The organism is Methylobacterium sp. Leaf113, from assembly GCF_001423325.1.
In the GTDB taxonomy this organism is placed as follows: domain Bacteria; phylum Pseudomonadota; class Alphaproteobacteria; order Rhizobiales; family Beijerinckiaceae; genus Methylobacterium.
Genome location: NZ_LMNJ01000052.1, coordinates 14515 through 31398, shown reverse-complemented (window position 1 = coordinate 31398; position 16884 = coordinate 14515). Strand labels below are relative to the sequence as shown.

General features: G+C 61.4%; 12 protein-coding genes and 1 pseudogene. 6 read left to right on the top strand and 7 right to left on the bottom strand.

All coding sequences use genetic code 11. The features are described from left to right. Positions 1 to 32 precede the first annotated feature (32 nt). Positions 33 to 1178, bottom strand: a complete 1146-nt coding sequence (locus ASF60_RS20920) for a glycosyltransferase family 4 protein (protein WP_056189779.1) — start codon at positions 1176 to 1178, stop codon at positions 33 to 35. After that, positions 1175 to 1960: a polysaccharide deacetylase family protein gene (locus ASF60_RS20915; protein ID WP_056189778.1), complete on the bottom strand. Its 786-nt coding sequence runs from the start codon at positions 1958 to 1960 to the stop codon at positions 1175 to 1177. The genes ASF60_RS20920 and ASF60_RS20915 overlap by 4 nt, the downstream gene beginning before the upstream one ends. 197 nt (positions 1961 to 2157) lie before the next feature. Between ASF60_RS20915 and ASF60_RS20910 the strand changes: the two genes are divergently transcribed. The 4 genes from ASF60_RS20910 to ASF60_RS20895 all read left to right on the top strand — a co-directional run bounded on the left by ASF60_RS20910 (position 2158) and on the right by ASF60_RS20895 (position 8339). Beyond that, the gene (locus tag ASF60_RS20910; RefSeq protein ID WP_056189774.1) at positions 2158 to 3159 is read left to right on the top strand and encodes a lipid II:glycine glycyltransferase FemX; all 1002 of its coding nucleotides are present in this window, start codon (positions 2158 to 2160) and stop codon (positions 3157 to 3159) included. A 39-nt stretch (positions 3160 to 3198) separates the two neighbouring features. Next, positions 3199 to 4506, top strand: a complete 1308-nt coding sequence (locus ASF60_RS20905) for a lipopolysaccharide biosynthesis protein (protein WP_162241340.1) — start codon at positions 3199 to 3201, stop codon at positions 4504 to 4506. Between the two features lie 186 nt (positions 4507 to 4692). Beyond that, positions 4693 to 6072: a hypothetical protein gene (locus ASF60_RS20900; protein ID WP_056189769.1), complete on the top strand. Its 1380-nt coding sequence runs from the start codon at positions 4693 to 4695 to the stop codon at positions 6070 to 6072. Positions 6073 to 6227: 155 nt separating this feature from the next. Then, the gene (locus tag ASF60_RS20895) at positions 6228 to 8339 is read left to right on the top strand and encodes a GumC family protein (RefSeq protein ID WP_056189767.1); all 2112 of its coding nucleotides are present in this window, start codon (positions 6228 to 6230) and stop codon (positions 8337 to 8339) included. A 19-nt stretch (positions 8340 to 8358) separates the two neighbouring features. Here ASF60_RS20895 and ASF60_RS20890 read toward each other — a convergent pair whose 3' ends face one another. From ASF60_RS20890 to ASF60_RS20870, 5 genes are all read right to left on the bottom strand, one after another. Continuing rightward, positions 8359 to 9324, bottom strand: coding sequence for a UDP-glucuronic acid decarboxylase family protein (locus ASF60_RS20890; protein WP_056189764.1), 966 nt, complete (start codon positions 9322 to 9324; stop codon positions 8359 to 8361). A 22-nt stretch (positions 9325 to 9346) separates the two neighbouring features. Further along, positions 9347 to 10693 (bottom strand): UDP-glucose dehydrogenase family protein, encoded by a 1347-nt coding sequence (locus tag ASF60_RS20885; RefSeq protein WP_056189762.1) that lies wholly within the window; start codon positions 10691 to 10693, stop codon positions 9347 to 9349. 325 nt (positions 10694 to 11018) lie between these two features. Continuing rightward, complete coding sequence (locus tag ASF60_RS20880) at positions 11019 to 12731, bottom strand: right-handed parallel beta-helix repeat-containing protein (RefSeq protein ID WP_156634345.1); 1713 nt, start codon at positions 12729 to 12731, stop codon at positions 11019 to 11021. A gap of 455 nt (positions 12732 to 13186) precedes the next feature. Further along, complete coding sequence (locus ASF60_RS20875) at positions 13187 to 13396, bottom strand: hypothetical protein (RefSeq protein ID WP_056189755.1); 210 nt, start codon at positions 13394 to 13396, stop codon at positions 13187 to 13189. Between the two features lie 322 nt (positions 13397 to 13718). Beyond that, positions 13719 to 15590, bottom strand: a complete 1872-nt coding sequence (locus ASF60_RS20870; protein WP_056189752.1) for an ABC transporter ATP-binding protein — start codon at positions 15588 to 15590, stop codon at positions 13719 to 13721. 104 nt (positions 15591 to 15694) lie between these two features. On the opposite strand from ASF60_RS20870, the pseudogene ASF60_RS20865 reads away from it, so the two are divergent. Further along, positions 15695 to 15883, top strand: a pseudogene (locus ASF60_RS20865) (tRNA (cytidine(34)-2'-O)-methyltransferase); the annotation flags it as partial. A gap of 349 nt (positions 15884 to 16232) precedes the next feature. Next, a complete protein-coding gene (locus ASF60_RS24830) occupies positions 16233 to 16643 on the top strand; it encodes a hypothetical protein (RefSeq protein ID WP_156634343.1) in 411 nt (136 codons plus the stop codon). Positions 16644 to 16884 lie beyond the last annotated feature (241 nt).

Below are 16884 nucleotides of genomic sequence, written 5' to 3'. Positions count from 1 at the left end.
CGACCGTGACTGGTCAGCACACGAATCATCGCTCAATCTGGAGAATTGGTCAGTACTTTGCGGTAGGCAGCGGTTGCAGCAGCGAGGGAAAAGCGCTTGAGCGCCGGCACAGCCAGGTGACGCAGATTTGTGCGTCGCTCTGGATCGTCAAGCAGATCCAGGGCCGCCGAAACCCACCCGTTGACGGTCATCGGGCGGACAACGCCACAGGCATAGGCGTCGAGAAGTTCGCGAGCGCTCCCCGAATGCGGTGAGGCCAGCACGGCCGTTCCACATTGGAGCGCCTCCTGGATGACGATACCCCAGACATCACCACGGCTCGGGAAGAGGAAGAGCCGCGCCGACGCATAGATCGCGTTCAGGCCCTGTTGCTGAACAAAGCCGTCGAAGTGCGCATTCACCCCCGCCTCTGCGAAGCGTGATTGCATCTCGCCGCGCAATGGGCCGTCCCCAGCGACTCGGATCCGCAGTTCCCGGCCGCGCCCGTGGCAGGCAAGGACGACTTCCGTGAAGAAGCGCGCGCCTTTTACTTCTTCGTTGAGGATCCCGCAAAAGAGGATGTCATACGGTCGATCGCGGTCGGACTGCATTGCGCCCTCAAGACCTTCTGGCTCCCAGGCGGGAAACAGTGGGGCGAGGGCGAGACGCTCGGCAGCCAAACTATAGCCTTCTAGCAACCGCAAACTTCCGTCACTCGCTCCGAGACCGAACCGAGCCTTCGGTACCAGCAGACGGCGCATCGTTCGATGTGACCACGAACGTTGTCCGGGATCAGTATCGGGCACGCCATCGGTGCGCAGACCATAGGGAATGGCGAGCAAGCGGGCCGTCACAGCGGCCATCAGCATGGTCGGAGCGAAGTCGTTGACGACGATCAAGCTTGGGCGGAGCGTGATGATGCGGGGTACGATGTACGGGTTGATGTAGAGGTTGCTGACCGCGCTCCGATACCAGCGTAAGCCCGGGATCACTTCAAAGCGATAGGCTTTGGGATCGGGCAACTCCCACTGGCGCGCGGCCTCCCGTGCACTGCACGCCAGAACATGGAGCGGCCGGTCCAGTTCCGAGCCCAGACGCTCGTAGAGCCGATGCATGTAGGGCGCGCGTGCACCGATAATGATCGCGATAGGGCGGCTGCGATCGCTGTTTCGCGATCGAATGGCCTGATTGGCATTCATCGAGCGTCACGAGCCCGTCCACCCATCAGGGCGTCGACCTGATAGAGTCCCCAATTCGGCTCTAACACGTGGCGTGGCATGAGCATGAGATCGTCCGGCCCAAGCGCGACACCACGCCTTGTCGTATAAAACGTCCGATAGCCCGCGCGACGTGCGAGAGTAATGTCGCGCGCCGGGTCGAAGTCGACGTTGGCAACCCCCCATGGGCAGGCGAAGTGCCGGATGGCTACGCCGGTCATCGCCTCCAAGTCCCGGCGCGATCGACCGAGTTCATCCGTAACCTCTGTCTCGCTAAGGTGGCGGAGATTTCTGTGCGTCGCAGAGTGTGACCCGACATCAAGACCGGCGGACTGCCAAGCAGCGACGGCTGAACGATCCATATAACTCGCACCATACCTGTTTGCCTTCGGAGGAGCATCAATCCAATCGCTGACAAGGAACAGGATGGCGGGTGTGGAAGAGGCCTTGAGGACTGGGAGAGCTACCGAAAGGTTGTCGAGATAGCCATCATCGAAACTGACGAGAAAGTAGCGACGATCAAGGGTGGCGCCACTCTTCACAAGATCGGCCGCCCGATCCGCCGTAACAAAATCGCCGAGTTCGCTTAGGTAGTCCAGTTGTCGAGCAAAAGACTTCTGCTGCTCGGGTAGCACATGGTGATAGCAAAGGGTGTAGAGGCCAGGGGACGAGTTAGCGATCGAATAAGTGAGCGCACGTACCCGCAAGGCCATCTCGCGCAGAAGCGGCGTGTCGCGGATGAATGTTTTGAGCGCTTTCACCATGAAGGCATCCTACTACCTCCGTTCAAATTTTTCAGCCAACTGCCGGATCGCCTCAACTCGGATTGCGCATATCGTTAAATTAAGGATCCCTGGTGTCTTTCTTGGAAATGCATTCCCACACGGGAGGCGATATCGATTGTTTCGACGTACGACGTTCCGAACTTACGTTCATAGGCCGGTCGAAGGCATAAAAATCGATGAGTACGACGTTAGCAATTGGTGCCTGCCTGGTACCCGAAATTTGGGACGACACCCTCTGGTCGCTGCCCAAGTGCAACATCTTTTCGTCGTGGATGTGGGGGGCTTACAAGGCGCGAGTCGGCTGGACCGTAACCCGACTCATAGTGCGCAACACTGAGGGCCTTCCCGTCGCACTGATCCAGTATCAAGTGAAGCGACGTGGGTTTCTCCGCTTCATCCTAGTCCAGGGGGGGCCACTCCTGACGGAGCAGGGCGAGAAGCATGCTGAGGCAGCGATTAATCTCTTTCTGGACCACCTTGCACTCAGTCGCTTCGATCTGCTTGCCGTCAGCTTCGAACACTTTCAGAGCGACGCCGTCATTGTGGCCCTGCTTCAAAACCGATTTGTACCTATCCAGTCGGCTAAATATTTTACCCTGGAAATCGATGTGTCAGGGGGTACCGAGATCATTTTGCAGAGAATGGACCAGCGCTGGCGAAAGGCTTTGAAAAAGGCCCAACGCAATCCTGACGTGACCACGCATTTCCTGACCGATCCGAATGATCGCCTGGCGGCATTCGACACGTTCTGGACGATGTACAGTGCTCTTCAGGCAAGAAAGGGGTTCCGGGACAGCCTTAACGGTCCAGCTATCCGCGATCTCATTGCGCATGATCCACATCACCGCATTCTTGAAGTCCGAGAAAACGGCGAGCCGGTGCTGATTCGGATCGCCCATGTCTCTGACACACGCTTTACGGACTTCTACACCGCCTCCAACGATCGAGCGCGTGCCTGCGCGGCACCCACGTTGGCCGTGTGGCGCTTCGTCGAGCAAGCTCACGCGGAAGGTCGGCAAACATTCGATTTCGGTGGGATAGACCCGGCCGACAACCGAGGTGTTTTCGATTTTAAGCATGGATTGACCAAAAAGGTGGCCCTCAGCGGCCCGCGCTGGATCTATGGCCGTACCCCGAGGCTGCGGGACGCTGCCGCTGCGTTCCTTGCCTATCGCTGATCTGCGATTCCGCTTCATACGATGAGCCACGGAGTCCCTGTGATCGAACCAGTGCGCGATAACGAACTGGTCGTCGCTCGGATGAAACGCTTCGTCCGGCGTCCAGCCCTGGCCTCCGTGCTGGATCAGGCTGCCGTCAGCGGCTTCGGTTTCCTCAGCGGTATCGCTGTTGCACGCCTTGTCGGCATCGAGGAATTTGGCCTCTTCGTACTGGTCCTGATCATCACGGCTTTCGCACAGGGGCTGCACAACGCCCTGGTGACGGCACCGATGATGACGCTTGTCGCACGTGGGCGCCGGGCAGCCTCCACATACGAGGCCACCGTCCTAGCCAGCGCCATGCTGGTCTCGCTGGTTGCAGCGACCGGGACAGCGCTGGCGCTCGTCGCCATCTTCGCCCTGCGACACCATCCCGTCGAGTTCGACATCGTCGTCTCGGGCGCGGCCCTGACAGTCGCGCAGAATCTGCAACTCACGGTACGCAGAATCCTGTTCATCCGTGGACGCGGTCTCCTCGCCTTCGCGATGGATAGCGTTCGAGCCTTAGTTTTTTCCTTTGCGATCGTGGCAGTGTGGTGGAGCGGACTCGTCCTCAATGCGGCGTCAGCCACCGCACTCCTGGCGGCAACTGCCCTCATCACTGTGGTTCCCCTTGCTTACGGTATCTGGCGGACACCTCGACGTGGACTACGCTTTCGGCCTGTCGCTCACCGACATTGGGGGATCGGGCGCTGGATGTTCCCTTTGGTCTTCGTCACGTTCGGACAGGAACAACTAGCTTGGATCATCGCCGGTGTCGTGTTGGGTGACGAAGCGATCGGTGGTCTGCGCGCAGCGCAGTACCTCGTCGGCTTCGTCATCATCCTTCTGACTGCAACCGAGAATATCCTGCCGACCGCAGCGGCACGAGCGTTCGAGACTGGCGGCGAGCAAGGCCTGCGCACCTATCTGAAGCGAATGGCGTTGAAGCTCGGTCCCATGATTGGCCTGCTTCTCGTCACCATCGCGCTCCCAGCCGGGACGTGGCTCACCCTCGTCTTCGGGCCAGCCTTCGCAGCCTATGCTACCAGTGTCCGCGTTCTGGCAGTCGCAGTCGCCTGCATTTTCATTCGTGATATGGTAACCCAATACTTTCGGGCGATCGAGGATACTGGGCCGGTCTTTCAAGCGTTTGTGATCAGCCTCATGGTCTCACTCGTGATCATGTACCCGATGATTGTCTATGCCGGGATCACCGGCGCTGCGTTCGTCATCACGATCGGGCACGCAATGTCGGCGGCGCACCTCATGCTAATCATGCGACAACGATCGGCAAACTACAGCCGATCAGCGATGCCCGCCGGTTAATCGCCAATTGGCAAAAATGCTGGGCGCATCCAATCCGCGTGACCCGGCATCGTCGGACTCATTTTACCGGCCTTTACGATAATGTCGAAGTCCTAACACGATTCCGGGGCTATTCACGTCGCTGAAACGCTTCTGGAGGGAAGTGTCGAGATCGGCATATGCGCGAGCATCGAGGGAGGAACACGCTTGCTGAACCTGTTTCTTGTGCTGGCAATCCCAGTTTGGTTCACGATGCTGTATCCGCTTGCCCGCCGCAACCTCGCGGTGGCGGTACGTCCGCTTGATGCCCGACTTGTCCTGCCAATGGTGCTGGTCTGCACCTTTGCCTTCATGCCCCTCGTTTTCACGGTCCCCCGCGAGGACGGAAACGCGGTGCTGGAGGAAGGGCTCAGCGCTTCGAACATCATCACCCTGGTGCTCACTGGGCTTACCGGGCTTTACCTTCTTGGCAAGATCGGTCTCGACCGCCGCATCGCATTGTTGCCCTTCGCAATGCCTTATCTTCCCTTTACTCTCATGATCGGCATGGACGGACTGAGCACAGCTTGGTCGATTGTACCACCCTATACACTTTATCGTAGCGTAGAGCTGCTGATCTTTTATCACGCCTCGATTGTAATATTCGATCAAAGCGATATTGAATACCGTTTCGCCGATATTTTGGCCATTATAATTCTATCTTGGCTCGCTGCTGTACTGCCGATCATCCTTGAGAGTTTAGCGCACGGAATTATCTTCTCGGCAGCAAAAAACAATATGATGCCATACGTTTGTGCGATGCTGGGCTTCCTGGTCATCTTCCGGCCGCCCCAAAGGCGGCGGGGCGCCTATCTTGGCCTGGCCCTTATTGGCTTCGTCGTCGCCGGGTCGGCGGCCAGCACGGGGGCACTCGTTGCAGTCGGCCCGGCCATGTTGATGTCGTCGCGTCATGTGGTCCTGCGTAACTTCGGTATTTTCGGAGCGCTCGCGGCCATCGCGGGTTTCGTCCTATTGATGCTCGACCTTGCGGCATTCCCGGCTCTCCTCGACCTCCTCGCCACCATCCTGCAGAAGCCGGCTGTCGAATTGGCGAATGGTACAGGACGGTCGACCTTCTGGCCCACCTTCATCGCTGCGACGCAGGATCGGCTCGCAGGTTCGGGATTCTCGGCCGGCGACCGGTTCATTCAGCTCCTGATCCCGACTACGACACTTGCTGAAACCTTGGGCCGGGAAGACGTGTTCATCACGAGTTCGCACAACATGTTTCTCAGCGCCTGGGCCGGCACGGGCATGATCGGCCTCGGCTTCTCCTTTGTCGTCCTGTTCACGACGCTGTCCTGGGGCATGAAGCTTGATCTGGGGGGACGCCGCTTCGTCGCATCATGCGTGCTGATGCTGGTGCTGAACGGCATGACCACGCCTGGAATTTACCAGGACTGGAACGTCAATGTTCTGGCGCTTGCGGGACTGCTCGCCTTCATTCGCGTTCAGCTGCCTCCGGATGGTCGGGCCGACCGGCCTGCACCCATCTCGACCGATCTGCGTCCCGAAGCGGCGGTCGCAAACGCGTGGCGCATTTCGTGAAAGCACTTCAAACACAGGCTGCTTCCGCCGCAACTTGTTCCGAAATCGGCCGGATCGAACAATCAGACCGGGACTCGCTGGGTCTCGGTGTCCCGGTGCAGGATATTATCCAGCAGGTGGCCTGCCCACCGCCGACTGCGTAACGGAAAGCGTCCATGGCTGTCATCGAACGCGCCCCACCCGTAATCCTTAAGCACTTCGGTGCCGATACCGAGGTATCGAGCGCGCCCCTCCCCTGGTTCCTGGAGATGAGCGAGGTCGGCCGTATTTTACGCCGCCGCTGGGTCACCGTAATCCTTCCGGTTCTCCTTTTATCGGCTCTCGCGGTTGGATATCTGGCGCTGCCAGCGCAGTACGCGGCAACGACCCAACTCATCATCGACCCACGTGGCCTCGCTGTTCTGAAGGACGAGGCCAATCCGCAAAGTCAGGCGAACGAATCGACCCTGCTTCTGGTCGATAGTCAGTTGCGCGTGCTTCAGTCGGACGACGTCCTGCGCAGGGTGGTGCTTTCACAGAAGCTTGCCAGTGATCAGGACTTTGTAGAGCCCAGCGCCATCGATCGACTCCGGACGTGGGTTGGGCATCTGGTAGGCCGAGCGTCGGAGCCGGAATCCGACCCGACCCTCACAGCCCTGCGAGCCTTGCGCGACCGAATGTCGGCCAGACGCCTTGAACGGAGTTTTGCCGTCGACGTTTCCGTTTCGACCAACGACCGGGAAAAGTCCGCCCGCCTTGCTCAGAGTATTGCGGAGACCTACCTCTCGACGGAAATCAGCAATCGGTCCGAAGCGATACGACGAGCTCGGGAGGGCCTCAACAGCCGTCTCGGAGAACTGCGCGACAGCGTTCAGCAGGCCGAGAATGCTGCACAGGCGTTCCGCAACAAGAACAATCTGGTAGGCACGCGGACCCAACTCGTCAGCGAGCAGCAGCTTGGCCAGTTGAGTGATCAACTCGGCGCTGCCCGGGCCAAAGCAGCTGAGCAGCAGGCGAAGCTGCGCCAGATCGAAAGCGTGAGCAGCAGCGATCCGGCCAAGCTGGATTCGATCCAGGAGGTTCTCCAGTCGCAGACCATTGGGCAGTTGCGCGGACAACTCGCACAGGTCGAGCGCCAGCGGGCCGATGCGGCGGCGAGCCTCGGCGAGCGGCACCCGGCAATGAACGCATCCGACGTGCAGCTACGTAGCGCCCGCAACCAGCTCGAAGCCGAGGTAAAGCGCATCGCCGCCGCGATTCGTAACGAATATCGAGCGAACATGGCGAATGTAGTCGAACTCTCGCAGGCCCTGGAGAAGCGCAAGGCGGACGCCCTCAACGTCGGCGACAGCTTCATAAAGCTGCGAGAGTTAGAGCGACAGGTCGATGCCCGGCGGGGCGTCTATGAAGCTTTTCTCGTGCGCACCCGTGAGCTGCAAGAGCAGCAGCAGCTCGACACTTCAACTTCACGCATCATTTCTCCGGCTCTTCCGCCGACCCGACGCCAGGGTCCGCCAGCACCCCTCGTCCTCGCGGCCGCCCTGCTTGCAGGCCTGGGGCTTGGCATCGGCGGAAGCCTGACGGTCGAGCAGTTCAGCGGACGCGTCCGGTCCCGGAAGCGCCTTGAGGCGCGGACGCAGCGTCTCGTGCTCGGCCTCCTGCCGACGCTGCGCCGCGGCATCGCGAATGGAACGGACCGTCTCAGCGGCGGCCCTTACGAGGTAGCGATCACCCGGCTGCGGAACCGTCTTCGCCGCGATCTGCCGGCCAAGCGTCCGCACGTCATCCTGGTGACGTCCGCCGACGATATCGTTGGTCGCTCACGTCTGGCCCTCGACTACGCTGCCTCGGCTGCCCAGGAGAACGAGCGGGTGCTTCTCGTCGACGCATCGGCTGACGGCACCGTTACCCGCGAAATTGGTCTGCCGCCGCGTCATGGCGGAACCTCAATGCCACGGCGGGCCGACCTTTCGGATGTCCTTGTGCGGCACAGCTCGGGTCTCGCCTTGATTCCACAGGATGGCCAGACTGCGCGCAGCGAAATGCGTGTCTATGTCGACAGCATCCTGGGCGCTCAGGACTCTTACGACCTCGTCGTGATCCATGCCGGACTGATCGGCTCGGATGCCACAGCGGAGCGGCTCGCGGCTGACCCTCGTGTGACGGCAGTTTTGATTACCGTCCGGAACGGCGAGAGTCGCTATGCGATCCTGGACAAGGCTCTGGCAGCGATAGGTGGACGCCCATACGTCGGAATGGTCCTCACCGACGCGGAGGCACTGGACTGATTGGACTGGGGTGCCCTTGTCAGGCGGGCACATTCGCTCCGAGATTGCGGTCGAAGTGACCGATGGTCCGCATCAAGCCTTCACGCAGGGAGACGGTTGGCTCCCAGTCGAGGATGGCCTTGGCCTTATCGATGTTCGGCCGGCGCTGGCGCGGATCGTCGGGCGGCAGCGGGCGCGCAACGATTCGAGAGCGGGAGCCAGTCAATTCAATGACGAGGTCGGCGAGTTCCCGGATCGAAAACTCACCGGGATTCCCGAGGTTGATTGGCCCCGTCACCTCAGGATCGGTTCGCATCAGGCGCAAAAAGCCCTCGATCAGATCGTCGACGTAGCAGAATGCCCGGGTTTGCGAGCCATCGCCGTAGATGGTGATGTCCTCGTTGCGTAGGGCCTGCACGACAAGATTCGACACCACGCGGCCGTCATTTGGATGCATGCGCGGCCCGTAGGTATTGAAGATGCGTGCGACCTTGATCGAGAGGTTATGCTGGCGGTGATAATCGAAAAACAACGTCTCGGCGCAGCGTTTGCCTTCATCGTAGCAGGACCGATATCCGATCGGATTGACCTTGCCCCAATATTCCTCCGGCTGCGGATGGACCTCGGGGTCCCCATAAACTTCGCTGGTCGACGCCTGAAAGATCTTGATCTTCAAACGCTTGGCGAGACCTAACATGTTGATCGCGCCGATGACGCTGGTCTTGGCCGTCTGGACCGGATCGAATTGGTAGTGCACTGGCGAGGCCGGGCAGGCGAGATTGTAGATCTCGTCGACCTCGACATAGAGTGGAAACGTCACGTCGTGGCGCATGAACTCGAACCGCGGGTGATCGAGAAGGGCGGCGATGTTACGGCGTGATCCGGTAAACATATTGTCGACGCAGAGAACTTCGTGACCCTGCTCCAGCAGGCGCTCACAGAGATGGGAGCCCAGGAAACCTGCCCCACCGGTGACCAAAATCGTCTTCGTCTCGCCGTCTCTCATGCCTGACCCGAACCTGTTCGCATTACACGGTGGCGTGTTCGTCGTCCGGGGTCGGCGACAGACTGTGCGCCTGTCCAACACCGGTGTAGCGGAAGCCGCGGCGCTTCAGGTCCTCGGCCTTATAGACGTTGCGCAGATCGACCATCACCGGTGCAGTCATCACTGCGCGCAGACGGACGAAGTCGAGCGCCCGGAAGGCATTCCACTCGGTAACGATCACCACTGCGTCGGCCCCGGTGGCACATTCGTAGGCGTCCCCGGCGTAGGTGACGTTCGACAGAAGCGCGCGAGAAGCTTCCATTCCCTCCGGATCATAGGCGCGAATCTTCGCGCCACCGTCTTGCAGGCCAGTGATGATCGAGAGCGAAGGCGCATCGCGCATGTCGTCGGTGTTGGGTTTGAAGGTCAGTCCCAGAATGGCAATCGTCTTTTCACGCACCGATCCGCCGCAGGCGAGGATCACTTTGCGGGCCATGGCGCGCTTGCGCTGGTCGTTCACCGAGACCACCGTCTCGACGAGGCGAACCGGGGTGCCGGCGTCCTGCGCCGTCTTCACAAGAGCGAGGGTATCCTTTGGGAAGCATGAGCCACCGTAGCCGGGGCCTGCATGCAGAAATTTCGAGCCGATGCGGTTATCGAGCCCGATGCCGCGGGCGACTTGCTGAACATTCGCCCCCACCTGCTCGCAGAGATCGGCGATTTCGTTGATAAAAGTGATCTTGGTGGCGAGGAACGCGTTCGCGGCGTACTTTGTCAGCTCCGCGGTGCGCCGGTCCGTGTAGAGGATTGGCGCCTGATTGAGATAGAGCGGGCGGTAGATCTCAGCCATGATGGCCGCGCCGCGTTCGCTGTCTGCACCGATAACGATGCGGTCGGGCCGCTTAAAGTCCTCGATGGCGGCGCCTTCGCGTAGGAACTCGGGATTCGAGACGACCGCAACCTCGGCGTCGGGCCTGGCGTTTCGGATGATGCGCTCCACCTCATCGCCGGTTCCGACAGGCACGGTAGACTTCGTCACCACAACGGTGAAACCCTTCAGCGCGTGCGCGATCTCGCGCGCGGCGGCATGCACGTAGGAGAGATCAGCGAAGCCATCACCGCGGCGGGACGGCGTACCGACAGCGATGAACACGGCGTCCGCAGCAGCGACTGCGCTGGCGAGATCGGTCGAGAATCTCAATCGCCCATGACGAACATTCTCGGCCACCAGGGCTTCCAGCCCCGGCTCATAGATCGGCATGCGCCCGGCATTCAGAAGATCAATCTTACCCGCGTCGTTGTCTACGCAGGTCACCTGGTGGCCAAAATCCGCAAAGCAGGTGCCTGAGACGAGGCCGACATAGCCGGACCCAACCATCACGATGTGCATGACAAGCCTTTCCTTGCCGGTGCGCATGCCCGGCAACCGACGTCTCCGCGATCCGTGGCGCCTAGCAGCCCAGGATGCGATGATCCATCACGGAATCGGTCGGCGCGGCTCGGAAACAGCCCATGAAGGCCGCCGGGATGCTGCGGCAGGGTGATCTCAATGAGACTTCGCCAAGTATTCAAAAATCGGACATGCCTATCGTTCGTCGCTGCCCCTATTGATAGCAGGTGCCGCCAAGAACGCTTCAACATACGCTAACGATGTTACGCTCAGTCCCATCTTAGCTTAGAAAAATTCACGAAATTGGCAGGGAACAATGGGAAATCTACGGGTGACCTGGTCGATTGTCTTCGAAGGGCTTGAGTAGGATCGAACGTTCCATCCGATCGTAGTCTCTCCGGCGCACCAAGGCGTTCGTGGCATCCAGCACGTTTTCAAATTGCTTTACGCTCTCTTTCCGTGAAGCGACCTGTTCGTCGCTGCGAGTCAGGGGCGCCAGACGAAGGCCGGCTGGACCGATGTTGCGCGTGAGGTTCTGCTCGCCGGAACGGGCCAAATCCCCAAAACGGAACGGCTCGCTGTTAAGAAAGACATTGTCCGTCAGGCTGTTGCGAGCGGCGGCCGGATCGTCAGCCAGGATCGTCGCCAAACCTGGATAGCGCTTACGCCACAGCTTCCCGCCGACCGGCATCGCCGCGTAGGCGGCCCGCAATTCCGATAGCGGGTCCGTGATTGCATCCTGGGCCCAGGTCCGGCCGCGTGCATCGACGTGGATCGCAGGGCTTGAATCCACGAAGAGGTTTTCGATGATGCGATTGTCGCGACCACCGCCGAGGAAGATTGGCTGATCGACCCGAACGAACAGGTTGTCCCGGACGGTGATGCCGCTCGCCATATCGTCGAGATAGATCCCCTTGATCTCGAAGCCCGGTGCTGCGCGAATATCGTGCAGGTAGTTGTGCTCGATCACCGAACCCCGGGCGGACCAGTCGCGACCCGAATAGATCACTCCACTATCCGTTGATTCCGAAAGGATACGAGTGATCTCGTTCCAGGCGACTCGGTGTTCGTTACCGCGCAAATGAATTGCGTACTCGTCGGTATCGTGAATGTAGTTGCCCTCGACGGTCTGACCCACGCCATCGACCATGATCGCCGGGCTTTGAGTTCGCGCCGACTGGGCGTAATCGCTGATGCGACAATCCCGGACGAAGAGCCCGGCCGGAATCAGGCTGGGTCGATCGCCACCCGACAGACGGACGCCGCCAATTCCGGTTTCCGCAACGGTGCTGCGTTCGAGGCCGCTGGCGGTCGATCGCTCAATTGACAGGGCCCGACCGGCGGACCGCCGCAACCGTGAGCCGGAAATGACCACGTCGGCCGCATCGCTGATCCGAACCAGATCGCCCTGAGCCTGTTCCAGGGTCAGGGCCTGGATACGGAGATGTGACGCGCCTTCCACGTTCAGCAGGGTGTCGGTAACGGCCACCTCGACGGCGTCGGAGGGATCGCGCGGCCAGAGAAGGACGACGCCCCAGCCGGCGTCGCGCCACCACTCGCCGGGCGCGTCGAGTTCGCTGAGGGCGTGGACGATCCGGAAGCGGGCGCCCGAGGCGATGCCCTCGTAGGGTGTGGCCTCCAGGGTGAGGTGGTCGGGTGCCACGGCGGCGACCGGAAAGGTTTCGAACAGCCAGTTCCAGCGCCAGTAGCCCTCGGCCCAGAGCTCCGGCTCGCGCCGCCAGCGCGCGGAGCGGCCATCCGCGAGGGCGAAACTGGCCTTAGTTTCGTTGTGGGATGAGACACTTACGTCGGAGGCGGTCCTGGCCCAGCCGGTGTTCGGCCAGCGCGCCGGCCACAGGGCACCGGCGCGATCGAACAGCGCGAGGTGGACCGGGGCATCGCGCCGCGCGAGGGTGCGGGGCTCCTGGATGCGCTGGCCGGTGACCGCGGCGGGCAGGCGATAGACACGCAATTTTGCGCCTCGGTCGACCAAGAGGGTCGCGTCGAGGTCACGGGGAATTCCGTCCGGCGCAGGCACGAGCGGAACGGATCCGACGAGGCGCGTCGAACCGTCTGCGGCTCCGTATACCACCAGGGGAATCGCGGCTGTGCCGCTATCTTCGCGGCCGAACCGGACCGGCTCGGACAGACGATGAACGCCCGGAGCGAGCGCGATCGAAATCGCTTGACGCGGATCGGCGCGGCGCCAGCGTCGGCGCAAGGCCAGTGCCTCGGGAAGACTGGCGACCCGGACCTGGTCGACTGCTCGCTTCGGCGGCGTTCCGACGGCCTGAGGGTCGACCGTGATGACGAGGGGATCGGCGGCGCAGGCCGGCGAGACGAGGCTGGACGACGAGACTAGGCAGGAGCCGACGATCGCCAGCAGCGCCCATCGACGACGAGGAAGACCGGCGCCATGTCGCCACCAGGATCTCAATCGCCGCCCCCGCCCCTGCCCGTTGCCGCACCGGGAGGATGCGGCAGCGAGGCAGTTTAGGCGGTCGGGTAGGAGAACACACCCACCGACTTGTGGAAGTGTCCGGTCTCGCGCGCCCGATGCCGGCGGGCCTTGTCGAGCAGGCGGCTATCGAGGCGCTCACCGCCGATATCGGCGAATTGCTGGTCGGTGAGATCGGCGATCTGACGAACAGATGCGCTCTCCTTCCAGGAGGACAGAAGATGGGTGAGGATTGCGTGTACCATGAGAGAGAACGTCCAAACGTGTCGGTGCGGCGGGTCTGTGTGATCCCGTCGCCATGACCGGAATGTAGGCTTTGCCGCAGCGCAGCACGAGGGAGGATGCGGATGGGCTGCCATGCAGAGTGGGCATGAAACAGGCAGCGTTTGATTAACCTCTGAGCATATCCCTGCTAACCCTCTCCACGCACACGCGTTATTTCCGCCCCGATGCCGCCCACTTGAACGGAAAAGCGCAATGCGGCGCCATTCAGGGCTGAACCGATGTGCGACGCAGCACGCCGGCCTCGAGACCTGATTCCAATGGGGCGCCTGCCCAGCTGCAACCCTATTCCGCAGCGGCCTCGTAGGTCCGAGCCGTCGCACCGTCACCGAGGAAACCGCCGGACTGGCGCTCCCACAGGCGGGCATAGAGACCGCCGCTGGCGATCAATTCGGCATGGGTGCCTTCCTCGATGATGCGGCCGGCATCGAGGACGATCAGCCGGTCCAGGGCCGCGATGGTCGAGAGCCGATGGGCGATGGCCAGCACCGTCTTGCCCTGCATCAGGGTGTCGAGGCTTTCCTGAATCGCCGCCTCCACCTGCGAGTCGAGGGCAGAGGTCGCCTCGTCGAGAATCAGGATCGGGGCGTCCTTCAGGATCACCCGGGCGATGGCGATGCGCTGACGCTGGCCGCCCGAGAGCTTGACGCCACGCTCTCCAACCTGGGCGTCGTAGCCGGTGCGACCCTTGTGATCGACGAGGTCGCGGATGAAGCCGTCGGCCTGGGCCAGCCGCGCGGCGCGCTCCACATCCGCCATCGTGGCATCGGGGCGGCCATACGCGATGTTGTCGCGGATGGAGCGGTGCAGCAGCGATGTATCCTGGGTCACCATCGCGATGGCGCTGCGCAGCGAGGCTTGCGTGACGCCTGCGATGTCCTGCCCGTCCACCAGGATGCGGCCGCTCTCCAGGTCGTGCAGGCGCAGGAGCAGGGAGGTGATGGTGGTCTTGCCGGCACCGCTGACGCCGACGAGCCCGACTTTCTCGCCCGCCCGGATATGCAGGTTCAGGTTCTCGATGATCGAGGCATCGTCGCGGCCGTAGTGGAAGCCGACCTTGTCGAAGCGGATATCGCCGCCGGCGACCGCCAGGGTCCCGGCATCGGGCCGGTCGGTGATGGCGTGCGGGCGCGCGATGGTCTGCATGCTCTCCTGGATCACGCCGACATTCTCGAAGATGCCGCGCACGGTCTGCATGACCCAGCCCGACATCGCCATCAGGCGCAGCACCAAGGCGAGGCCGGCCGAGGCTTCACCGGTGGTCATGCCGCCGCGCTGCCACAGGACCACGCAGACGGCGGCCGTCGACAGGATCAACAGGCTGTTGAGAAGGCCGAGCAGGGTCGTGGTGCTGCTCACCAGCCGGAACTGATGCAGGTAGGCCTTGGTGTGGATGTCGACAGCGTCACGCACCGCCGCCCGCTCCTCGCGATCTCGGGCGAAGAGCTTCACCGTGAGAATGTTGGTGTAGCTGTCGACGATGCGCCCGATCAGGGCCGAGCGGGTGTCGGCGGTGACCAGCGATCGGGCGCGGGCGCGGGGCACGAACCAGCGGGTCAGCAGGGCGTAGGCGGCGATCCACACCACCACCGGGAGTGCGAGCCACAGGGAGATCGAGCCGAACAGGCCGACCGCCGTGACAGCGTAGATCGCCACGTAGAGCAGCGTGTCGATGAACACGACGGCGAGTTCGCGGACCGCCGGTCCGACCTGCACCACTCGGTTGGCGAGGCGCCCGGCGAAATCCGCCTGGAAATACGAGAGCGAGTGCCCGAGGGTGTAGAGGTGGGTGCGCCAGCGAATCTGGTTGGTGGATTGCGGCACCAGAAGCTGGTTCGACAGGATCTCGTGCAGCCAGATGGTGATCGGCCGGACCACGATCAGAAGACCGGCCGCCAGCATCAGAGCAGTGCCGTGCTCCTGCCAGAGGGTGGCGCGGTCCGCCTTGTTCAGGAGGTCGATGAACCAGCCCATCAAGATGTAGAGCGAGGCCTCGACGGTCCCGGCCACGATCGCCACCACGAACAGGACGATCAGCGCCGACCGGACCGGGCGCAGGTAGAACCCGGCGAAGCCCATCACCGTCTTCGGCGGCATGCGCCCGTCGTCGAACGGCGCGAAGGTATCGATTCGGCGTTCGAGCCAATCGAGAAACATGAGATCATCCGGTCGTTGCAGCGCTCCTTAGCTAAGCCGTCTTGACCGCCTGCCAACCGGGGGGCGATGCCGCACGGCCCAATCCGCTCGATGTGTCCGCCACCATGCTCCGCCTCGCCCTGTACCAACCCGACATCCCGCAGAACACCGGCACCCTCCTGCGCATGGCCGCCTGCCTCGGGGCCACCGTCGAGATCATCGAGCCGGCCGGCTTCGACGTCTCCGACCGGCACCTGCGCCGCTCGGGGCTGGACTACCTCGACCACGTGGCGGTGACCCGCCACCGCTCGTGGACGCGTTCTGGGAGGGGAACCTGCGGACAATATCCGCCCCATGATCGCCAAATACCGCCGAGCGAACGGGACTGTTATTACAATTTTAAAGCGAATCTTTTTGACTGGTTTTGCAGCACAACCAAGTTTTCCTGACGGAGCGTAGAAATCAGACCTGCTTGCCCGCAGATCAATATCCCCAAATAAGACAGCATAAAATATTTCTGTACCGCCGATAAAAATTGATCTCCGTTCATCAATCAAGCAATAATTCGCCCTGTCTACTTTCAGTCAATGCTTTATCCACCTTAATCGCAGTGCACACCCTCAAAAAAATCCTTCATCCCTGTTCTTGAGAAAGAGATTGCAAATGAGCATCAACGCGATTCCGAGTGGCGTGCAGATCAAATCGCTTGCCGAACTCGGATCAGCAGTCAAACGCCGCGATAGCACACTCGATGCTGTCCTGAAGCAAAATGAGCCTCCACCCGTAGGCAGCGTCAACGCAGACAATGACCCGTCTAAACTGTATGCAACCATCCAAAAAAATGGTAAGTTGATCGGCACGTTCTATACAAGTGGATTATCCGTTACCCCCAACGATATGTCGCTTCCAAAGGATTACTCCATTCAGGGCAGCGGTATTTCTCTGGCTGACACGCGCATACAGCAACTGCTCGAACTGTATGGCGGTGAGGTAAATTATACCCGGCCAAGGCAAGACCCAAACATCACGATCAATGCAGCCACCTTGTTTGCAGCACAGCTTGCAGGCCAGTAAGCTGGCGGGCAACGGCATGGCACTCGGAAACCGGTCGCCCTCCCCTATATGCCCGGGCACCGTCCGTCCCGATCATCGGCATCTCTCCCATACCGGCACGGTGCCCCAGCACCTTGAATGGCATGGGGAGGCAGTTTGGATCGACCGTGATTCCGTGAGGAAGCCTGTGTCGCATGACCATTCTGCCGTCAGCCCCGTCGTTCGATCTGCCCGAACCTGTGATCGCAGACAGTGCAGCAGG